At 72.2% G+C, this 19,002-nt stretch carries 19 protein-coding genes; 10 read left to right on the forward strand and 9 right to left on the reverse strand.

Going from position 1 to position 19,002, the window contains the following annotated elements:
• Positions 1–84 precede the first annotated feature (84 nt).
• Positions 85–1,125 (forward strand): LLM class F420-dependent oxidoreductase, encoded by a 1,041-nt coding sequence (locus tag ACH54P_RS44720; protein ID WP_489909353.1) that lies wholly within the window; start codon positions 85–87, stop codon positions 1,123–1,125.
• A 472-nt stretch (positions 1,126–1,597) separates the two neighbouring features.
• On the opposite strand, the gene ACH54P_RS44725 is transcribed toward ACH54P_RS44720, so the two are convergent.
• Entirely contained in the window at positions 1,598–2,194 is a 597-nt protein-coding gene (locus ACH54P_RS44725) for a class F sortase (protein ID WP_489909354.1), read from the reverse strand.
• 253 nt (positions 2,195–2,447) lie between these two features.
• On the opposite strand from ACH54P_RS44725, the gene ACH54P_RS44730 reads away from it, so the two are divergent.
• Together ACH54P_RS44730 and ACH54P_RS44735 are read left to right on the forward strand one after the other, a co-directional pair.
• Positions 2,448–3,389, forward strand: coding sequence for a Ppx/GppA phosphatase family protein (locus ACH54P_RS44730; RefSeq protein WP_489909355.1), 942 nt, complete (start codon positions 2,448–2,450; stop codon positions 3,387–3,389).
• Between the two features lie 41 nt (positions 3,390–3,430).
• Complete coding sequence (locus ACH54P_RS44735; protein ID WP_489909356.1) at positions 3,431–3,613, forward strand: hypothetical protein; 183 nt, start codon at positions 3,431–3,433, stop codon at positions 3,611–3,613.
• On the opposite strand, the gene ACH54P_RS44740 is transcribed toward ACH54P_RS44735, so the two are convergent.
• From ACH54P_RS44740 to ACH54P_RS44750, 3 genes are read right to left on the reverse strand one after another with little or no spacing between them, the layout of a single operon-like run.
• Positions 3,594–5,996: a glycoside hydrolase family 65 protein gene (locus ACH54P_RS44740; protein WP_489909357.1), complete on the reverse strand. Its 2,403-nt coding sequence runs from the start codon at positions 5,994–5,996 to the stop codon at positions 3,594–3,596. The genes ACH54P_RS44735 and ACH54P_RS44740 overlap by 20 nt on opposite strands.
• Positions 5,993–6,724, reverse strand: coding sequence for an HAD family hydrolase (locus tag ACH54P_RS44745; RefSeq protein ID WP_489909358.1), 732 nt, complete (start codon positions 6,722–6,724; stop codon positions 5,993–5,995). The genes ACH54P_RS44740 and ACH54P_RS44745 overlap by 4 nt, the downstream gene beginning before the upstream one ends.
• Positions 6,725–6,733: 9 nt before the next feature.
• Positions 6,734–7,102, reverse strand: a complete 369-nt coding sequence (locus ACH54P_RS44750) for an ArsR/SmtB family transcription factor (RefSeq protein ID WP_489916999.1) — start codon at positions 7,100–7,102, stop codon at positions 6,734–6,736.
• A gap of 131 nt (positions 7,103–7,233) precedes the next feature.
• Here ACH54P_RS44750 and ACH54P_RS44755 point away from each other — a divergent pair, with 131 nt between their 5' ends.
• On the forward strand, positions 7,234–7,740 hold the full coding sequence (locus tag ACH54P_RS44755; RefSeq protein WP_489909359.1) for a PaaI family thioesterase: 507 nt from the start codon (positions 7,234–7,236) through the stop codon (positions 7,738–7,740).
• On the opposite strand, the gene ACH54P_RS44760 is transcribed toward ACH54P_RS44755, so the two are convergent.
• On the reverse strand, positions 7,737–8,072 hold the full coding sequence (locus ACH54P_RS44760; RefSeq protein ID WP_489909360.1) for a nuclear transport factor 2 family protein: 336 nt from the start codon (positions 8,070–8,072) through the stop codon (positions 7,737–7,739). The genes ACH54P_RS44755 and ACH54P_RS44760 overlap by 4 nt on opposite strands.
• Before the next feature lie 51 nt (positions 8,073–8,123).
• The gene (locus ACH54P_RS44765; RefSeq protein ID WP_489909361.1) at positions 8,124–8,606 is read right to left on the reverse strand and encodes a MarR family winged helix-turn-helix transcriptional regulator; all 483 of its coding nucleotides are present in this window, start codon (positions 8,604–8,606) and stop codon (positions 8,124–8,126) included.
• On the opposite strand from ACH54P_RS44765, the gene ACH54P_RS44770 reads away from it, so the two are divergent.
• Complete coding sequence (locus tag ACH54P_RS44770) at positions 8,605–9,066, forward strand: pyridoxamine 5'-phosphate oxidase family protein (protein WP_489909362.1); 462 nt, start codon at positions 8,605–8,607, stop codon at positions 9,064–9,066. The two genes, ACH54P_RS44765 and ACH54P_RS44770, sit on opposite strands and share 2 nt — an antisense overlap.
• A 4-nt stretch (positions 9,067–9,070) precedes the next feature.
• On the opposite strand, the gene ACH54P_RS44775 is transcribed toward ACH54P_RS44770, so the two are convergent.
• Both ACH54P_RS44775 and ACH54P_RS44780 read right to left on the reverse strand, forming a co-directional pair.
• The gene (locus tag ACH54P_RS44775; protein ID WP_489909363.1) at positions 9,071–11,059 is read right to left on the reverse strand and encodes a P-loop NTPase fold protein; all 1,989 of its coding nucleotides are present in this window, start codon (positions 11,057–11,059) and stop codon (positions 9,071–9,073) included.
• 322 nt (positions 11,060–11,381) lie between these two features.
• A complete protein-coding gene (locus ACH54P_RS44780) occupies positions 11,382–12,581 on the reverse strand; it encodes an ROK family protein (RefSeq protein ID WP_489909364.1) in 1,200 nt (399 codons plus the stop codon).
• Positions 12,582–12,681: 100 nt separating this feature from the next.
• Between ACH54P_RS44780 and ACH54P_RS44785 the strand changes: the two genes are divergently transcribed.
• The gene (locus tag ACH54P_RS44785) at positions 12,682–13,422 is read left to right on the forward strand and encodes a DUF427 domain-containing protein (protein WP_489909365.1); all 741 of its coding nucleotides are present in this window, start codon (positions 12,682–12,684) and stop codon (positions 13,420–13,422) included.
• 29 nt (positions 13,423–13,451) lie between these two features.
• Here the strand turns inward: ACH54P_RS44785 and ACH54P_RS44790 are convergent, their stop codons facing one another.
• Positions 13,452–14,144 carry a zf-HC2 domain-containing protein gene (locus ACH54P_RS44790; RefSeq protein WP_489909366.1) on the reverse strand — a complete coding sequence of 231 codons (693 nt, stop codon included), beginning with the start codon at positions 14,142–14,144 and terminating at the stop codon, positions 13,452–13,454.
• A gap of 58 nt (positions 14,145–14,202) precedes the next feature.
• Between ACH54P_RS44790 and sigC the strand changes: the two genes are divergently transcribed.
• From sigC to ACH54P_RS44810, 4 genes are all read left to right on the forward strand, one after another.
• Positions 14,203–14,760, forward strand: a complete 558-nt coding sequence (gene sigC / locus ACH54P_RS44795) for an RNA polymerase sigma factor SigC (protein ID WP_489909367.1) — start codon at positions 14,203–14,205, stop codon at positions 14,758–14,760.
• Positions 14,761–14,923: 163 nt separating this feature from the next.
• On the forward strand, positions 14,924–17,161 hold the full coding sequence (locus ACH54P_RS44800) for a xanthine dehydrogenase family protein molybdopterin-binding subunit (RefSeq protein WP_489909369.1): 2,238 nt from the start codon (positions 14,924–14,926) through the stop codon (positions 17,159–17,161).
• A gap of 11 nt (positions 17,162–17,172) precedes the next feature.
• Positions 17,173–17,631 carry a (2Fe-2S)-binding protein gene (locus ACH54P_RS44805; RefSeq protein ID WP_086863103.1) on the forward strand — a complete coding sequence of 153 codons (459 nt, stop codon included), beginning with the start codon at positions 17,173–17,175 and terminating at the stop codon, positions 17,629–17,631.
• Positions 17,632–17,766: 135 nt separating this feature from the next.
• On the forward strand, positions 17,767–18,996 hold the full coding sequence (locus ACH54P_RS44810) for a PucR family transcriptional regulator (RefSeq protein WP_489909370.1): 1,230 nt from the start codon (positions 17,767–17,769) through the stop codon (positions 18,994–18,996).
• The last annotated feature ends 6 nt before the right edge of the window (positions 18,997–19,002 follow it).

A 19,002-nucleotide genomic window follows, 5' to 3' on the forward strand; every position in this document is an offset into this window, starting at 1 on the left:
AAGTGGCGCTGCGCACAACGGCGGCCCGCCGATGTGCCGCATAATGACCCGGACTAAGCGCTTGCTCAGCACGGGAGGACGCCCATGAGGATCGGGACCGCGATCAGCTACGCCGGAGGCTTCGCCGAGAGCGTCGCCGACGTCGTCGAACTGGAGAAAGCCGGCCTCGACGTCGTCTTCGTGCCGGAGGCGTACTCGTTCGACGCCGTCAGCCAGCTCGGCTACCTGGCGGCCAGGACCGAGCGCGTCCAGCTGGCGTCCGGCATCTTCCAGATCTTCACCCGCACGCCGACCCTCACCGCGATGACCGCGGCCGGCCTCGACTTCGTCTCCGACGGGCGGTTCATCCTCGGGCTCGGCGCGTCCGGCCCGCAGGTCATCGAGGGGTTCCACGGCGTGAAGTACGACGCGCCGCTGGCCAGGACCCGCGAGATCGTCGAGATCTGCCGCCAGGTGTGGCGCCGCGAACGCGTCGTGCACGAGGGCAAGCACTACACGATCCCGCTGCCGCCGGAGCAGGGTACGGGGCTCGGCAAGCCCCTCAAGCTGATCAACCACCCGGTGCGGGAGCGGATCCCGGTGCTGCTGGCCTCGCTCGGGCCGAAGAACGTCGCGCTCACGGCGGAGATCGCCGAGGGCTGGCAGCCGATCTTCTTCCACCCGGAGAAGGCGGCCGACGTCTGGGGCGCGTCCCTGGCCGAGGGCAAGGCCAAGCGCGACCCGGCCCTGGGCGAGCTGGACACGTTCGTGATGGCGGCCCTGGCCATCGGCGACGACGTCGAGCAGCTCCTCGATTACGTGCGCCCGATGGTGGCGCTGTACGTCGGCGGGATGGGCGCGCGGGGCAAGAACTTCTACAACGACCTGGCGTGCCGCTACGGCTACGAAGCCGAGGCGAAGCTGATCCAGGACCTCTACCTCGACGGCAAGAAGGAAGAAGCCGCGGCGGCGGTCCCGTTGGAGCTGCTGCGCGCGATTTCCCTGGTCGGCCCGGCGGGCTACGTAAAGGAGCGCCTGGCGGCCTTCGCCGAGGCGGGCGTGACGACGATGGTGGTGAACCCCCTCCAGCCAGGCCGCGAAGCCCGCGTGGCGGCGGTCTCACAGCTGCGCGAGCTGATCGACTGAGGTCTGCGGCGGCTGTTGGCCGGGCAGTTGTCCACACCCCCGCCGCGATGTGGACAACAAGCCTCCAGCCAGGGCTTTTCCGGCGTTTGGTCGCCCACCCCCGATAGACTGGACACAGGGCCTGCCCCCAGGGAGGGCGGGGTCTGCTTGGGGCCGGACCGCGCGGGCCGGAACTGCGCGGGCGGGAACTGCGCGGGCGGGAACAGCGGCGAGGGCGGAACCGCCTCCGGCTGGCACCGTGCGGGCCGAGACCGCCTCCGGCTGGGATCGCCTCGGGCTGGCACCGTGCGGGCCGGGACCACCTCAGGCTGGCACCGTGCCAGCCGGGCCGCCGCGGGGTGGCACCGTGCGGGCCGAGACCGCTTCCGGCTGGGATCGCCTCGGGCTGGCACCGTGCGGGCCGGGCCGCCGCGGGCTGGAACCGTGCGGGCCGGGACCGCCTCAGGCTGGCACCGCGTGGGCCGGAACTGCCTCAGGCCGGAACCGCGTACACAGCCACCCGTGCCCCGCCGAGGGCGGCGCTGTCGTGAACTCCGTCGCTGGTGATCAGCCTCAGCTCAGCCCCCGGCCCCTCCGGGGCGATGAGCGTGGTGTCCGGCTCGTTCGCCGGGAACAATGCCGTCCTGCGGACCGAAAACCGGGACTCGTGGCCGTCGTCGTCGCGGATGGTGATTGGTGCTCCTGGCTTCAATGTGCTCAAGCGGGCGAACGCGCCGCTCGAGTAGCCGAAGCCTGCGTGGGCCGACAGCACCGCGACGCCCGGCGTGCCCGGGATCGGGCCGTCCGCGAACCAGCCGATGCCGAGGGCCGTGCCCGGCTGCTCTCGGCGGCCCTCCACGTGGCCGAGGCTGATCACGTGGGTCAGTTCCAAGCCCAGGTCGGGGATCAGCAGCGCCGCCGGTGGGGTGCCGGCGCCCAAGGCGGGGCGCTCCGCACCCGGTGTGACCGCCGTGGCCGGGGCCAGCACCGCCGTGACGCCGAGGAGGACGCACCCGAGGCCGGCCACCACCGCGAGCACGGCGGCCACCGGCCGCACGAGCTCGGCTCGCCGTTCGGGTCGTTCGCTCACGTTCGCCTGCTCCACGCCGGTTCCGTTGACCGGATAATCGCAGGACGACGGGCAGCGTTACCGAATCGTGTCCACGCGTGGCGGGGTTCACTCGATCGGGTTATCGCACTGTGACCTTCGCGTCAAACAGGCGCCTCCGGAGGGTCCCATTGGCGAAATCACCGCGCACGGGGACGTGAGATCGGACATCATTACTGGTTTCGACTCGCCGGGGTGGGGATATTCACCGGGCGGAAGTGAGGTGCGCCGGACTGTGCGAAAAATCGAAGAGCCCGCGGTGGGCGTGCTGGACGTCGGGTCCTTCAGTGCCCGGCTGGTGGTGGTGCCGGTGGACGGCTCACCCCGGGAGCCGGTGCTGAACCACCAGACGCGGCTGCGCCTCGACCGCGAGCTCGACGGCCGCGGGCGGCTCACCGACCGCGGCATCGCCGCCGTCACGGCCGCGGTCGCCGCGGGCATGACCACGGCCTACCGCCACGGCGTCAGCGGCGTCTACCCGCTGGCGACGTCCTCGATCCGCGACGCGGCCAACGCGGCGGACGTCGTCCGGCACGTCGCCGGCGAAACCGGCGTCGAACTGCGGTTCCTGACCGGCCGCCACGAGGCCGAGCTGGCCTACCTGGCCGCCCGCCGCTGGTACGGCGCGGCCACCGGGCCGCTGCTGGTGCTCGACATCGGCGGCGGGACGGTCGAGCTGGCCGCGGGCTCCGGCGAGAAGGCTGGCTTCGCGCGCTCGCTGCCGCTGGGCGCCCGCTCGATGACGCGGGACTGGCTGCCGTCCGAGCGCGTGTCGAACAAGCAGGTCAGGGCGCTGCGCACGCACGCACTCGACGTCGTGTCCACCACCCTGGGCGCCGCGGACGTCGACGACCCGCGGGTTGTCGGCTGTTCGAAGGTGCTGCGGCAGCTCGCGCGGCTGGCCGGCGCCCGCCCGGGCCGGTGCCACGAACTGCGGCTCGACGACCTGCGGGCCTGGATCCCGCGGCTCGCCGCGCTGCCGCCGTCGCGGCGGGCGGAGCTGCCGGGCATCTCCCGCAGCCGTGCCCACCAGGCCCTCGCCGGCGCGATCGTGGCGGAGGCGCTGCTGACGGTCGCGGGCGGCAAGGTGACGATCTGCCCCTGGTCGACCCGGGACGGCCTGCTGCTCACCCTCCAGGACAAGGCGAAAGCCGCAGCGGGGAAGCAAGCGGCCTGACCCCCTGGCCGCGGCCGGGAAAACCGGGTATTCCGGAAGGCATGAGCGAGCAGCAGCGCATCCACGCCCACGAAGACGACGAAGACGAACTCCCGAAGCTGCCGAAGCCCGGCCAGCTGACCCACGACGTGCCCACCGCGCCGGACCCGGACGTGAACCCGGGCGGGACCGAAGAGGTCCCGGCCCCACCCGGGCGGGACGTCGTCAGCGACCTTCCGCAGTGACCGGGTTGGTCGGCTCCGCGTACTGACGCACCTTCTCGGAGTCGCGCCGCATCGGCGCGCGGCCCGGTGGCTGCTTCGGCGGGTCGCCCGCGTCGATCTTCGGGATCGCCAGCTGCCGGGGTTCGGCGGTGATCGTGACGCGCTCGCCGTGGTGCAGCACTTCCAGCGGATCGCCGGCCAGCACGTGGTAGGTGGCCCCGTCGGGGTCGATCTCGACCTGGAACCGGGTGCCGCGGAACATCAGGCGGAAGGTGATGCGAGCCAGCTGCGACGGCAGCCGCGGCGCGAACGACAGGGTCCCGCCGTGGTCGCGCAGGCCGCCGAACCCGGCCACCGCGCCCTGCCACGCCCCGGCCAGCGACGCCATGTGCAGGCCGTTGCGGACGTTGTTGTGCACGTCGTGCAGGTCGGTCAGCGCGGCTTCGGCGAGGTAGTCGTAGGCCAGGTCGAGGTGGCCCACCTCGGCCGCGACGACCGCCTGGGTCCCCGCCGACAGCGAGGAGTCGCGCACGGTCCTGGCTTCGTAGTAGGCGAAGTCGCGGGCCTTCTCCTCCAGGCTGAACGAATCGCCGCACAGGTGCAGCGCCAGCACCAGGTCCGCCTGCTTCACGACCTGCTTGCGGTACAGGTCGAAGTACGGGAAGTGCAGCAGCAGCGGGTAGTGGGCGAGATCGGTGCCCGCGTAGTCCCATTCGTCGTGGTCGAGGAACCCTTCCGACTGCGGGTGCACGCCGAGTTCTTCGTCGTAGGGCAGGAACATCGCCGCGGCGGCCGCGCGCCACGTGTCCAGTTCGACCGTGTCGACGCCGAACCGCGCCGCCACGTCCGGGTGCCGCTCGCACGACTCCGCCGCGGCCAGGAGGTTCCGCCGCGCCATCAGGTTCGTGTAGACGTTGTTGTCCGCCACCGCCGAATACTCGTCCGGCCCGGTGACGCCGTCGATGCGGAACGCGCCGTGCCGGTCGTGGTGGCCCAGTGACGCCCACAACCGGGCGGTTTCCAGCAGCAGCTCGGTGCCGTAGTCGCGCTCGAAGTCCTCGTCGCCGGTCGCGTTGAGGTAGCGCAGCACGGCGTCGGCGATGTCGGCGCTGACGTGGAACGCCGCCGTGCCCGCCGGCCAGTACGCCGAGCACTCCGCGCCGTTGATCGACCGCCACGGGAACGCGGCTCCGCGCAGTCCCAGCTGGTGCGCGCGTTCCCGTGCTTTGTCCATTGTGGAGTGACGCCAGCGCAGGGCGTCGCGCGCCGCGTCCGGGATCGTGTAGGTGAGCACCGGCAGGACGAACGATTCGGTGTCCCAGAAGGCGTGCCCGTCGTAGCCGGGGCCGGTCAGGCCCTTGCCGGCGATCGCGCGGCTCTCGCCGCGGGCCCCGGCCTGCAGGAGGTGGAACAACGCGAAACGGACGGCTTGCTGCAGTTCGGGATCGCCCTCGATCTCGATGTCCGACGTGGCCCAGTAGTCGTCGAGGAAGGCGTGCTGCTCGGTGAGCAGGCCCTTCCAGCCGGTCTGGCGCGCCCCGGCCAGCGCGGCCTCCACCTGCGAGCGCAGCGCGGGCACCGAGCGCTGCGCCGACCAGCCGTAGGCGAGGAACTTGGTGATGCGCAGGCGCCCGCCCTTCGGCACGTCGACCGCGACGGTGAGCCGCGCGAGGTCCTCTTCGCTGTGGATGCGGGCGCGGATCCCGTCGTCCACCTCGATCTTGTGGTCCATCGCCGCGGCCATCCGCAGCCCGGACCGGCGGGTCTGGTGCACCAGCACGGCGTTGTACTCGGACGCGCGGTGGAACTCGCCCACCAGCGGCGACTCCAGCGCGGCGGCCACCCGCGGATCGCTCGTGTCCGACTCGATCGGCTCGTTGGCCAGCAGGTCGGACTGGACGACCAGCTGCAGGTCCTCGTCGAGCGGCTCGACCTCGTACCGGATCGCGGCGATCGCGCGCTGGGTGAACGACACCAGCCGCTCGGTGCGGACGCGGACCCGCCGCCCGGTCGGCGACGACCACTCCGTGGTCCGGCTCAGCGTGCCCTTGCGGAAGTCGAGCACCCGGTCGTGCGCGGTGGCGGCGCCGTAGCGCATGTCCAGCGGTTCGTCTTCGACGAGCAGCCGGATGATCTTGCCGTCGGTCACGTTGACGACGGTCTGGCCCTCTTCGGGGTAGCCGTAGCCGGCCTCGGCGTAGGGGAGTTCGTGCTGCTCGTAGAAGCCGTTGAGGTAGGTGCCGGGCAGCCCGCGCGGCTCGGCCTCCTCGAGGGTGCCGCGCAGCCCGATGTGGCCGTTGGACACCGCGAACGCCGATTCGGTGCGCTGCAGGGCGTCGACGTCCATGCCGCGCCACCGCAGCTCCCACGGCGCGCACTCGTAGCCGTGTGGTTCTTCGGTCATCGGTCCTCCAGGAGGTCGGCGAGGTTGTCGACGACGATGTCGGCCCCGTGGGCCTTCAGTTCCGCGGCCTGGTTCGCCCGGTTCACGCCGACGACGTACCCGAAGCCGCCGGCCTTGCCGGCCTGGACGCCGGACTGGGCGTCCTCGAACACGGCCGCGTGCGCGGGTTCGACGCCGAGCGCGGCGGCGCCGGCCAGGAACGAGTCCGGTGCCGGCTTGCCCTTGAGGTGCTGCTCGCGGATCACGATGCCGTCGATGCGGGCCTCCACGAACCGGCTGAGGTCGGCGCCGTCGAGCACCTTCGCCCCGTTCGCGGACGACGTCACCACGGCGATCCGCAGCCCGGCGGCCTTGGCCGCTTCGAGGTAGCGCACCGAGCCGGGGTAGGGGTTCACGCCGCGCTCGTCGATGATCTTGAGCACGAGCTCGTTCTTGCGGTTGCCGACGCCGTTGACGGTCGGGGCGTCCACCGGGTCGTCCGGTTCGCCCTCGGGCAGCACGATCCCGCGTGAGCGCAGGAATTCCCGCACGCCGTCGGCGCGCGGGCGGCCGTCCACAAAGGCCGCGTAGTCGTGGTCGGTGAACTCGGCGAACCCGGCGCCGTCGCGGACGCGGAGGAACTCGTCGAACGTCCGTTTCCAGGCTTCGCGGTGGAGAACGGCCGTCCCGGTCAGCACTCCGTCGAGGTCGAACAGGCACGCGGTGATGGTCTCCGGCAATCCCGTCATGCCCGCACGCTACCGGTCCGCGGCGCCGGGCGCGGGCTGTTCGGGGTGCGGGCGCACCCGATGGATGAGTTCGTGCACGGTCGCGTCCGCCAGCCGGTAGCGGACGACCCGGCCGGTGCGCCGGGCGGTGACCAGGCCGTGGGCCCGCAGCAGCCGCAGGGCCTGGGACACCGCGGTGTCCGTCATGCCGGTGGCCGCGGCGAGGTCGGTGACGCTGATCTCGCGGCCGTAGTGGATCGAGACCAGCAGCGCCAGCCGGGACGGGTCGGCGACGACGGAAAAGCGCCGGGCCCACTCGTCGATCACGGCGCGATCGCCCAGCCCGTCGATCGCCGCGGCCACCCGTTCCGGGTCGATCAGCTTGCGGCCGGGCTCGATGCTCACCCCCGGATGATTCCACCCGGGCCGCGACCGGACCACCGGTGGCCTGGGTCACGCCCGCTTGACGCCGTCCGGCCCCGCGGGCGACGCTGGGCGTTAAGACAGCTGTCATAATCCGAGGAGCCGAGATGACCGACGTGGCGGCCGGGGCGCAGACCCGCTCGAAGACCATCACCTGGGAGGACCCGCTGCCCACCGCCCGGCTCGGCGCCACGATGTCCGGTCTCGAGTACATGACCGCGATCGCCGAAGGGCGCGTCCCGGGCGCACCCATCGCGGCGCACTTCGGGATGCGCTGGGAGAGCATCAGGCCGGGCGAGGTCGTCGCGGTCCTCGAGCCCGACGAGTCGCTGTACAACCCGATCGGCATGGTCCACGGCGGCGTGGCGGCGACGATGCTGGACTCGGTGGTCGGCTGCGCGGTGCACACGACGCTCCCGGCCGGCGTCGGCTACGCGTCCGTGGAGCTGAAGGTGAGCTACCTGCGGGCGATCCACGCGGGCCGCGGCGAGATCCGGGCGACGGGCCGCGTGGTGAAGGAGGGCTCGCGGATCGCGTTCGCGGAGGGGGAGATCCGCGACGCCGGGGGCAAGCTGCTGGCGACGGCGTCGGGGACCTGCGTCATCACCCGCTAGACCGGCTGCTTGACGTCCCAGTGCTCGACGAGCAGGCCGTCTTCGACGCGCAGGATGTCGACGACGGCGAGCTCGCCTTCCGGCCGCCGCAGGTGCAGGTGGACCACCACGAGGTCGTCCTCCGCGACAACCCGCTTGATCTCGGCGGTCGCGCCGGCCAGCGGGGAGTTCTGCACGGCGTCGGTGAACGCGTCGCGGCCGGAGGGCAGACCCGGGCTGTGCGTGACGAAGCCGGGGTGCAGCGCGGCCTTCGCAGCGTCGAAGTCCTTGTGCACGAACAGGTTTTCCAGGCAGTCGACGACGATCATGCGGTTCTTCGCGGTTTCGCTCATGCCGCCGATCCTGCTTCCCGGTGCCGCGTGAGTCGATTACGCGCGGGGTAATCACCGCGGCGGGCGGACCCGCCGCGCGCGGATCGCCTCGCCGCCGCCGAAGCGGCCGATGACCGCCGCCAGCAGGGCTCGCGCGTCGGCGATCCGCTCGGCGCCGTACTCCGCGACCAGTTCGTCCTGAAGTTCCGCGCGCAGCGCGCGGGTCGCGTCGACGGCGCTGCGGGCGTGCTCGGTGAGGTGCAGCAGTTTCGTGCGCGCGTCGGCCGGATCGGGCTCGCGCCGCACGAGCCCGCGGCGTTCGAGATCGGCGACCGCCTTCGACGCCGCCTGTTGCGTGACGTCCATCCGCTCGGCCAGCGCGGTGATCGACAGGGGCGCGGCGAGGACGTGCTGGATCACGACGCCGTCGTTGAACCGCAGGTCGCCGTACCCGCGCCCGGCCAGCCGGCGCTGCACCTCGTCGGTCATCGCCCACCCCGCGAAGAGGGCGGTGAGTGACAAGTCGAGGTCGTCCGGCCTAGGATGCACAACCATGGTTGTGGAATCTAGCAGAGTGCCGGCCGAGCTGGCCGGAGCGTTCGTCCGCGTGGCGCACCGGATCGTCTGGTGCACGTTGGTGACCGTCGACCGGCGGGGCCGCCCGCGGTCGCGGATCGTCCACCCGATCTGGGAGCGGACGCCCGGCGGCCTGACGGGCCGGCTGTTCACGCGGCCGACGCCGCTGAAGGTGGCGCACCTGACGGCGTCGCCGTACGTGTCGTGCTCGTACTGGGACCCGCAGCACGAAGTGGCGGTGGCGGAGTGCCGCGCCGAATTCGCCGACGACGAAGAGAGCCGCAAGCACCTCTGGGACCGGTTTGCCTCGACCCCGGAACCCCTGGGCTACGACCCGAAGATCCTCGGCGGCGAGGACTTCCGCGACCCGAAGATCACGGTGCTGCGCCTGACCCCGTGGCGCCTGTCCACCGGCGGCGAGTCCTGGCGCGCGGCTTAGGCCCCTACGCGGCCTGCCACGTGAACCGCTCGACCTGCGGCAGGTACCGGACGACCGTCGTCAAGGGCAGGGAGGTCAGCTCGTTCGCCGTGCTGACGAGCTCCTTCAGTTCCTCGGGGGCCAGGTGCTCGGCGAGCCAGTCCTCGAGCGTCCGGGCGTCGTCGGGGCGCGCGACCGGCAAGGGCCAGCGGGTGCCCAGCTGGAGCGCGACCAGGACGATCAGCCCGCTGACCGCCTGATCCGGCAGCTGGTTGCCGGGTTCGCCGAGGACGCGGGCCTTGCTGAGCCGGTAGACGTTGACGAACCGCTTCGCCTGCCGCGGCGACGTGCCCACCAGCGGCGCGACCAGCCGGATCCGGTGGATCTCGTCGTCGGTCAGCGACAGCGCCTCGGTGTGGTCGAGCCCGAAGCTCCGGGCGAAGGAGGTGCGCCGGATCTCCGCGGGGAGCCCGAAGCCGGTCGGTGGCGTGGTGACGTCGGTGGCGGGCGGCTCGGGCTGGGTCGCCTCGGCGGTGTGCTGGAGGAGGTCGGCGCACGTGTCCACGTTCATGTGCGGGAGCCGGTAGGTCAGCTGGAAGATCTTTTCCAGGTACTGGCGGGCGGTTCCCTCGCCGGCGTCGGGCTGCCGGGCCTCGATGGACCGGGTCAGCCAGTGCGGGTCGACGCCGAGCACGACGACGAACATCGGCAGCGCGAGCAGCAGGTGCACCGCTTCGAGCACGCGGACCACCGTCTCGGGTGAGCACCGGTCGAGGTCGTCGATGTAGAGGACGATCCGGTCGATCGGGGACTCGGCGGTTTCGTCCGCCAGCGCGGCTCGGAGGTAGTCGTCGAGGTCGCTGAGGTCCTGGTGCGCCAGCGCGACCACGCCGAGGTGCCGCCGGTAGTCGTCGCTGCCCGCCCGCTCGGACAGGTAGCGCTCGAGCAGCCGTGATCCGGCCAGGTCGCCGAGATCCGCCTGGGCGGCGGCCTCCCGCTGCTCGGCGGCCAGCAACGCCGCGCGGGCGGCGGCGAGGTCCGCTTCGGTGGCTTCGAAGCGTTGGCGTGCCTCGGCCACCTTCGCGCGGTACGCGGCTTCGGCCTCGGCGACGCGCGTGTCGAGTTCGGCCTGGATCCGCTCGGCCGGCGCGAGCAGCTCCCGGAGCCGGCGCGCTTGACCGGTCAGCCAGGTCACGGCCGCTCCGAGCGCGGCCGTCACCGGCGCGAGCCACGGCTGGACCCAGCCGGCGGCGGCCGTCACGGCGATGCCCGCGACCCAGATCACCACCCCGGCGAGCAGACCGAGCACCAGGGGCGAGCGCCACCACGGCCGGGCGGTCGCCAGGATCCCGCCGCGCCGCACGGTGTCCCGGATGTCCTGGGCCGTGCGGGCGAGTTCGCGGGCGTTCTCCCCGATGCCGGTCAGCCCGAGCTGCCCGGCGGCGTCGGTGAGGCGGGCGCGCAGCGCGGGGTCGACCTCGATGCTCGTCCACACGTCCTTCGCGGTGACCGCGCCGGTCTGCTCCAGGGCCGCTTCCCGCTCGCCCTCGAGGCGTTCCACGGCGTCACGCGCGGCGGCGACCGCTTCGGCGGCCGAACTGACCTGGGCGAGCGCCTCGTCCTTGGTCCGCTGGATGCCCTGGATCCGGTCCAGCGCCGCGGTGAGTGCCTTCTCCTGCGGGGAGTCTTCCTGGTGCAGGGAGACGAAGATGTGGTGCACCAGGCTCGCCCAGAGGTTGCCTTCGGCGTAGTGCCAGGCGTTGAACCAGACGTGCGCCACGTTGTGGCAGCAGCTCAAGCTGTCGAGCGCCGAGATTTCGGCCTCGAGGGTCCGCATGAAGAACGTCTTGCCGGTGCCCCACTCGCCGTAGAGGCCGACCGCGAGAGGCGGCTGGAGCGACTTCGCCGCGAGGAGCGCGGCCAACGCCCGCGCGTCGTAGGTGATGCCGAGCCGGTCGGTGCCGCTCGTGGTTTCCCCGGCGAAGCCCGGGATGAGGCGGGCCCGCTCGTTCATCGGTACCCATATGTCCATCTGTGGCTCGAACAAATCGAGATCGTCAGCCTCGACCCGTCTCCATCTGCCCCATGCTCGAGCTTCCGTTTCAGGCAACACGTCCAAGGCGATGAGACCTTGATCCGTCGCCGCGCACACAAGAAACCGACCGTCCTCGAGGTGCATACCGCGAAGCCTCGGATCCACTTCGCTGAGCTGGGTCAGCTGACTTGGATCAACTCCTTCGAGCTGCTTCAGTGACCGGAAGATCTGGTCCTCGGCGGGCGGGTTGAGCTGCTGCAACCGCGTGACGAAGCCGCGCGAAACCGGAATCGCCATCGGTTCAGGCGGCCCCGACGCGGAGGTCGAAGACCAGGCCTTCCGCCGCTCTCAAGCCCACGCTGATCGCCCCCGTCAACACCGCGTCCTCGCCCAGCTCGCCCTGGACCACCTTCGGTACCAGGGGCGTGAACGCCCGCAGCGCCCGGTCGATCGGCTCCAGCAGCAGGTCCGCCGCCGTGCCCATACCGCCGCCCAGGACGATCAGCTCCGGGTCGATCACCGCCGCCACCGAGGCCACCGTGTACGCCAGGCGGTCGGCTTCCGTCTCCACCGCGCGCCGGGCGAGTTCGTCGCCTTCGCGGGCCAGCCGGAACACCTCGCGGGCCGATTTCGCCGTGCCCAGGCCGAGTTCGCGGGCGCCGCGGACCACCGACTGGGCCGCCGTCGCCTCTTCGAGGTGGCCGCGCGCCGGCGGGGCGCCGGGCTCGTCGGCCGCGCGCGTGCGGCCGTACGGCAGGTAGCCGATCTCGCCCGCCGCGCCGGTCGCGCCGCGGAACACCCGGCCGTCGACCATCATGCCCATGCCGACGCCGGTGCCGATCGTGATGCAGCCGAACACGGACGCGCCGCGCGCGGCGCCGCTCTCCCACTCGCCGACGGCGGTGAGGTTCGCGTCGTTCTCCACCATCAGGTCCGGGCCCAGCGCGGCTTCGAGGTCGTCGATCAGCCCCGCCCGCCCCCAGCCCGGCAGGTTCGGCGCGTGCCGGAAGCACCGCTTGTCCGGGTCGGCGACACCGGGGGAGCCGACCACGCGGACGACGATGTCGTCGGCGGAAAGACCGGCCTCCGCGACCGCGGAAGCCGCGATCTTCCCGACCGCGGTCACCAGGGCCGCGCCGGAACGCGCCGTGTTGCGCTCGTCGCGGCGCGCCACGAGCGTGCCGCCGAGGTCCGCCACGGCGACGCGCAGGTGCTCGCGGCCGATGTCGACGCCCAGCACGTACCCCGCGGTCGGATCGGCCTCGTACAGCACGGCCGAGCGTCCCGTGCCGGTCGACGTCTGCCCGGTCGGCCGCGCCAGCCCCGCCGCTTCGAGCGCCAGCAGAGCCTGGCTGACCGTCGGCTTCGACAGCCCCGTGTCCTTCGCCACCTGCGGCCGCGTCGCCGGCCCGCTGCGCCGCAGCAGGTCGAGCACCGCCCGCTGGTTGATCTTGCGCATCCCGGCGGGGGTACCGACCGCGGGAGTTTCTACGCCGGCCACCCGTGCCCGCCTCCAGTCGTCCTCGTGCTTGCTGCCACGCTAGCCGCCCCGGCCACGGTCCCGCCGGAATACGTCCCGGCCGGGACCCGTTGACCGGAGCATGAGCACTCCGGTACGCGGCCGGGTCCGCGTGGCACAAGGCGCGAAGCGGGTACGGGTGTTCCTCGGCGGACAGCTCGTCGCGGACACGGTGCACCCCCTTCTGGTGTGGGAAGTTCCCTACTACCCCACGTACTACATCCCGCGCGCGGACGTCGTGAGCGGCGTGCTCGCCCCCTCCGGCCGGACGTCGCACTCGCCCAGCCGCGGCGAAGCGGTTCTGTCGACGATAAAGGGTGGCGGAGCCGAGGCGGTGGACGCCGCGCTGGAGTACCCGGATTCGCCGATCGAGGAGCTCCGCGGCCACGTCCGGTTCGAGTTCGGCGCCTTCGACTGGTTCGAAGAGGACGAACAGATCTTCACCCACCCGCGCGACCCCGGCGTCCGGGTCGACATCCTGCCCAGCTCACGGCACGTCCGGATCGAGGTCGACGGCGTCACCGTCGCCGACACGGTGCGGCCGCACCTGCTGTTCGAGACCGGCCTGCCGACCCGCTACTACCTGCCCCGCGTGGACGTCCGGATGGACCTCCTCGAGAAGATCGGCACCGTGACGCACTGCCCGTACAAGGGCGCCGCGGAGCACTTCGACGTGAACGGGCACGAGGACCTCGCCTGGAGCTACCCGACGCCCCTGCCGGAGAGCACCCGCGCCGCCGGCCTCATCGCCTTCCTCGACGAGAAGGTCGACGTCTACGTCGACGGCGTCCGCCAGGACCGCCCGAAGACCAAGTTCGCCTGAGTCGCGTATAACGCTCTATATCGCACGGCTCAGGCCGCGTGGCGGCCGTGGGCCTGGCGCCGGAAGGGGCGGGGACGCGGCCGTCCCGCGGCCGGAGCGTCCACAGTGGAGCCGGAGGTCGCCGCGCCGTCGTCCGCCGTGGCCGCCGGGAGCGGGGTGCCCCGGTCGCGGTGACCTCGGTGCACGGCGTACAGCAACGCCAGGCCCAGCACCACGAGCAGGTGCGTGGCCAGCCGGGCGAGGGTGACCCGGCCCGCCGCCAGGTCGCCGCCCGACAGCACCAGCAGCACGCCGACGAACCCGGTCAGCAGGGGCAGCTGGCCCCCCGCCGTCCTGGGCCGGGCCACCGCGGTCAGCAGGCCGATCCCGACGGCGAGGTTCCACGCGCCGCTCTCGTGGTCGAGGTGGATGCCGCCGTGCCCGCCTGCCGTACCCAGCAGCTGCGCGAACGCCAGGCCGAGCTGCGCGATCGCCACGACGGCCAGCGCGATCCGCAGCCCCCAGCCCTCCCCGGACGGCGCCGGCGTGCGCTCGAGGATCGTCGCCGTGAGGTCCGGGACCGGCGGGGCCGGGCGCAGCAGCATCGCCCGCCGCAGCGCTTCCGCGCCGGCGAACCACTCCTGGCAGGCGGCACAGGACTCCAGGTGCCCGTCGGGCGAAACCGGCTCGGCCTCGCCGTCGAGCCGGGCCGACAAGGCTTCGCGGCATTCCTCGCACCTCATGGTCCACTAGTCGGACGGCGGGTCCCGCGGGTTCCCGGTCACTGCTAGGTTCCGCGGCATGACTCGCGGTGAGGACGACGAACGCGTCACGGCACTGGCCTTGGCCGCCGGCCGCGGTGACCGGCGGGCCCTCGAGGAGTGGGTCCGCGCGACGCAGGCCGACGTCTGGCGCTTCCTCGCGCACCTCACCGACGTCGCCTCCGCCGACGACCTGACGCAGGAGACCTACCTGCGCGCCTTCGGCAGCCTTCGCCGCTTCGCCGGACGCTCGTCGTCGCGGACCTGGCTGCTGTCCATCGCGCGCCGGGTGGTTGTCGACCAGCTCCGGGCCGCCGGCGCGCGGCCCAAGATCGCCGACACCGACTGGGAAACCGCCGCCGAACGCACCCGCGGCCCCGCGGCCGGCTTCGAGGACCTCGTCGAGCTCGGCCTGCTGCTCGACGGCCTGGAGCCGGAGCGGCGGGAGGTGCTCGTCCTGACCCAGGTGCTCGGCCTGTCGTACGCCGAGGCCGCCGACGTCTGCGGCTGCCCGGTCGGCACCGTCCGCTCGCGCGTCGCCCGCGCCCGCGAGGACTTGCTCGAAGCCCGCCGCGAACGCGGGTCCGACGCCGGCTGAACCAGCCCGTTAGGCCGTCCGGCACTGTGGCGGCACACACATTCGGGGGCTTCCACTGTCATCTCGTCACAGAGATGGGTGAACGCGACTACCCCGCGTTGACGAGCTGACAACACCTGCTTAGCGTGGCGCGAACCCGCCACCACCCAGCAAGGGATTCCCGATGGCCAGTCCCACCACCGAACCCGCCGAGCCAGGGCAGGTCGGCCGCCGCCGCTTCCTCACCTACCTCGTCGCCGCGCCCACGCTCACCGTCGCCACGAAGCTCACCGCCGACGCGGTCGCCCCCGCCCGGGCCGAGGCCGTCATCCCGACGCTGCCGCAGCCCGCGGAGATCCTCGACCTCGGCGACGTGCTGACGCTGTCGTGCGCGCCGACCGCCGGGATGCTCGTCCTCGAGATCACCTCCGACGGCCGGGCGCGGCTGCAGCTGCCGCGCGCCGAGGTCGGCCAGGGCATCACGACCGCGAACGCGATGCTCGTCGCCGAAGAGCTGGACCTGCCGCTCGACCGAGTCGACGTCGTGCTCTCCGACGCCCGCACCGAGCTGCTGTTCAACCAGCTCACCGGCGGCTCGAACACGATGCGCTCGCTCTACGACCCGGTCCGCGTCACCGCGGCGACCGCGCGCGCCCGGATGGTCGCCGCCGCCGCGGCGCAGTGGGGTGCCGACGCGTCGCGGCTGTCCACACGCGACGGTGCGGTGTGGGCACCCGACGGGCGCAACGCCTCCTACGGCGTGCTCGCCGGGCCCGCGTCGCGGTCCGACCTGACGACCGGTGCGGTGCAGCCCAAGGCCGAGTCGGCGCACACCCTGGTCGGGACGCCGACGTCGCGCAAGGACGCCCGCGCGATGGTCACCGGCAAGCAGGTCTACACCCTCGACCTCGACGTCCCCGGCGCGAACCCGGTGATGGTGCGGCGCCCGCCGACCATCAACGGCACCGTGCAGAAGGTCAACAACGAGGCCGCGGTCCGGGCCATGCCCGGGATCATCGACATCGCGGTCGTGCCGACCGGCGTCGCGGTCATGGCCGAGACGTTCGGGCAGGCCCTCGACGGCAAGAACGCCCTCGACGTCACGTGGGGCCCGGGCACGGTCGACGGCGAGAACAACGAGACCATCAAGAAGAAGCTGCGCGCGGCCGCGCTGCCGTTCGCGGTGCCGCCGCTGCTGACGCAGTACGTCGACGGCGAGTTCGACTTCGCGTTCGCCAGCCACGCGCCGATGGAGTCGAACTCCGCGGTCGCCGACGTCCGCGAGGACAGCGCGACCATCTGGGCCGGCCTGAAGTCGCCGATCGTGGCGAAGCAGACCATCGCAAAGGAGCTGGGCCTGCCGGAGAACAAGGTCACCGTGCACGTCCAGCAGGGCGGCGGGTCCTTCGGTCGCCGGCTGTTCTTCGACGCCGCCCTCGAGGCCGCGCACATCTCTAAGGCGATGAAGAAGCCCGTCCGGCTCATGTGGAGCCGGATCGACGACATGCGCCACGGCCGCGGGCGCGCGGCCAGCTACCACCGGATCCGCGCCACCTTCGCGCTCGGGCAGGTGCTCACGTTCGAGCACCGCGTCGCCAGCGTCGAAACCGACTGGAGCCACGGCCTCGGCGAGATCCTCACGGCGTTCGCGGCGAAGCTGCCCGTCGGCGGCAACCTCAGCTTCGCGCAGACGGTGTTCCTGCTGACCATCAAGTCGCCGTACAACTTCGGCGTCACCACGCAGCTGCTCAACGAGGTGCCGCTGAAGTTCCACACCTCGGCGTGGCGGTCGGTCTACTCGGCGAACACGCGCGGCGCCGAAGAGATCATGGTCGACGAGATCGCCAAGAAGCTCGGCAAGGACCCGGTGCAGTTCCGCCGCGAGTTCATCAAGGAGGAACGCCAGCGCGCGGTGCTCGACAAGGTCGCCGAGCTCGGCGAGTGGGGCAAGAAGATGCCCGCCGGGTTCGCGCAGGGGATCGCCGTGCACGGCGAGTACAAGTCCTACACCGCCTGCCTGGTCGAGATGGACGCGCGCGACCCGAAGCACCCGCGGGTCACCAAGGCGACCATCGCGGTCGACGTCGGTAAGCCGGTGAACCCGCGCGGGATCCAGGCGCAGATGCTCGGCGGCCTGACCGACGCGATTTCGACGACGCTCACCGCGGGCCTGCACATCGACAAGGGCCTGCCGCTCGAGGGCAGCTACTCGCAGTTCCACTACGCGCGGCAGAAGAACTCGCCGACCGACGTCACCGTGCACGTCATGCCGGCCGGCGGCAGTGACATCGGCGGCGCGGGCGAGCTCGGCCTGCCGGCGCCGGTCGGCGCGATCGCCAACGCCTACGCCAGGGCCACCGGGATCAAGCCCCGAAGCTTCCCGATCACCTTCCCGGTCGACTTCGACCCGTTCCCGCGCTGAGGAGAGTCTCCATGCCGAACTACACCTTCGTGGTGAACGGGAAGACCGTCACCGTCGACGCGCCCGCCGACCTGCCGATGCTGTGGGCGCTGCGCGACAAGCTCAAGGTCCGCGGGCCGAAGTACGGCTGCGGCATCAACGTCTGCAAGGCCTGCACCAGCCACCTCGACGGCGAGGCGTTCAACCCGTGCGTCACGCCGGTCTCCGACTGCGCGGGCAAGGAGGTCACCACGATCGAGGGGCTGGCCGACGGCGACGAGCTGCACCCGGTCCAGGAGGCCTGGCTGGAGCAGGACGTCGCGCAGTGCGGCTACTGCCAGCCCGGGCAGATCATGGCGGCGGTCGCGCTGCTGAAGAAGACGAAGAACCCGACGGACGCGGACATCGACGCGATCCAGAACGTGTGCCGCTGCGGCACCTACTTCCGGATCCGGGAGGCGATCAAGAGCGCGGCCGCCAAGATGGCCTGACGCGGATGCGGAGGTTCTACAGAAGAACCTCCGCATTCGCGGTTCCTGTAGAAAGTTCACCCGGTCGTGGGCGTCGCCTTCGGGTTAGATGTCGGTCTCAGGCCTCGACGAGGAGGTCCTGGACCGGAGGGCACCATGCACTACCAGGCGCTTTTGGCCGACGGGCTCGCGCCCAGGGTCGCCTCCCTGGCCGCCGAGGTCGAGCGGAAGATGCCGGAGCTCATCGACGGCACCGTGCGGCAGATCCTCGCCGAGATGCCCGTCTACTCCGACGCCCGGTTCGTCTCCCACACCGAGCTGCGGAACTCGGTGCGCGCGAACCTCGACTACGTGATGCGCACGCTCCGCGGCTCGGACGTCCCGGACCTGGCCCAGGCCCGCGCGACGGGCCGGGCCCGGGCGCTGCAGGGCGCGCCGCTGCCGGAGCTGCTGCGGGCCTACCGGATCGGGCTCACCGAGGTGTGGCACCGGTTCGTCGAGCTGACCGCCCGCGGCGATCAGCAGGACCTCGCCGGGCTGGTCGCCGCGACGACGGCGATCTGGGCCCTGATCGACAACCTCGCCGAAGCCCTCACGACGTCCTACCGCGACACGACGGCGGAAGTGCTGGTGGCGCACCAGAACCGGCGTTCGGCACTGGTCGAGGCGCTGTTCGCCGGCGGGTCGGCGACCGAGGGCACGCTCTGGGACATCGCCCGCGTGCTCGACCTGTCGCTCGACGGCACGTTCGTCGTCGTCGCGGCGGAAACCCCGCGGCTGGGCCAGGAGCCGCTGCCGCAGATCGAGGCCCGGCTGCGCTCGCTGCACCACGCGTCGGCGTGGCGGCTGACCCCGGACCTGCAGGTGGGCGTGGTGTCCCTGCGCGACCCCAGCGCGTCGAAGGCGATCGTGGGACTGGTCCGCGAGCACCCCGTGGGCCGGGTCGGGATGAGCCCGGTGTTCACCGGCCTCGGCAACACCGCCCGCGCGCTGCACCTCGCGAGGGTGGCGCTGTCGAGCATGGCGCCGGAGACCCCGGGCCTGGTGCAGTTCACCGAGTCGCCGCTCGCCGGGCTGGTGGCCAGCTCGCCGGAGGCGTCCGTGCAGCTGGCCCACCACGTGCTCCAGCCGGTGCTGGACCTCCCGGGCGACGACCGCAACGTGCTGCTGCTGACGCTGCGCGCGTGGTTCGACTGCCAGGGCTCGACGAAACTGACGTCGGAGCGGATGTTTTGCCACCCCAACACGATCCGCCACCGCTTGAAGCGGATCACCGAGGAACTGGGCCGGTCCCTGACGGACCCGGCGGACATCGCCGAGCTGGGTGCGGCGCTGCGGGCGCTCAACCTCTTCCCCGAGGCGACGCACCTCCCGGCGCCGCGCTGAACTTCC

It is taken from the genome of Amycolatopsis sp. N2S4-7 (assembly GCF_058119595.1).

Excerpts from the sequence above, each read along its gene's own strand:
- ACH54P_RS44800 (WP_489909369.1), top strand. The coding sequence starts at position 14,924 with ATGGCCAGTCCCACCACCGAACCCGCCGAGCCAGGGCAGGTCGGCCGC.
- ACH54P_RS44805 (WP_086863103.1), top strand. The coding sequence starts at position 17,173 with ATGCCGAACTACACCTTCGTGGTGAACGGGAAGACCGTCACCGTCGAC.
- ACH54P_RS44735 (WP_489909356.1), top strand. The coding sequence starts at position 3,431 with ATGAGCGAGCAGCAGCGCATCCACGCCCACGAAGACGACGAAGACGAA.
- ACH54P_RS44755 (WP_489909359.1), top strand. The coding sequence starts at position 7,234 with ATGACCGACGTGGCGGCCGGGGCGCAGACCCGCTCGAAGACCATCACC.
- ACH54P_RS44765 (WP_489909361.1), bottom strand. The coding sequence starts at position 8,606 with ATGGTTGTGCATCCTAGGCCGGACGACCTCGACTTGTCACTCACCGCC.
- ACH54P_RS44790 (WP_489909366.1), bottom strand. The coding sequence starts at position 14,144 with ATGAGGTGCGAGGAATGCCGCGAAGCCTTGTCGGCCCGGCTCGACGGC.
- sigC (WP_489909367.1), top strand. The coding sequence starts at position 14,203 with ATGACTCGCGGTGAGGACGACGAACGCGTCACGGCACTGGCCTTGGCC.
- ACH54P_RS44720 (WP_489909353.1), top strand. The coding sequence starts at position 85 with ATGAGGATCGGGACCGCGATCAGCTACGCCGGAGGCTTCGCCGAGAGC.
- ACH54P_RS44760 (WP_489909360.1), bottom strand. The coding sequence starts at position 8,072 with ATGAGCGAAACCGCGAAGAACCGCATGATCGTCGTCGACTGCCTGGAA.
- ACH54P_RS44770 (WP_489909362.1), top strand. The coding sequence starts at position 8,605 with ATGGTTGTGGAATCTAGCAGAGTGCCGGCCGAGCTGGCCGGAGCGTTC.
- ACH54P_RS44740 (WP_489909357.1), bottom strand. The coding sequence starts at position 5,996 with ATGACCGAAGAACCACACGGCTACGAGTGCGCGCCGTGGGAGCTGCGG.
- ACH54P_RS44745 (WP_489909358.1), bottom strand. The coding sequence starts at position 6,724 with ATGACGGGATTGCCGGAGACCATCACCGCGTGCCTGTTCGACCTCGAC.
- ACH54P_RS44810 (WP_489909370.1), top strand. The coding sequence starts at position 17,767 with ATGCACTACCAGGCGCTTTTGGCCGACGGGCTCGCGCCCAGGGTCGCC.
- ACH54P_RS44775 (WP_489909363.1), bottom strand. The coding sequence starts at position 11,059 with ATGAACGAGCGGGCCCGCCTCATCCCGGGCTTCGCCGGGGAAACCACG.
- ACH54P_RS44785 (WP_489909365.1), top strand. The coding sequence starts at position 12,682 with ATGAGCACTCCGGTACGCGGCCGGGTCCGCGTGGCACAAGGCGCGAAG.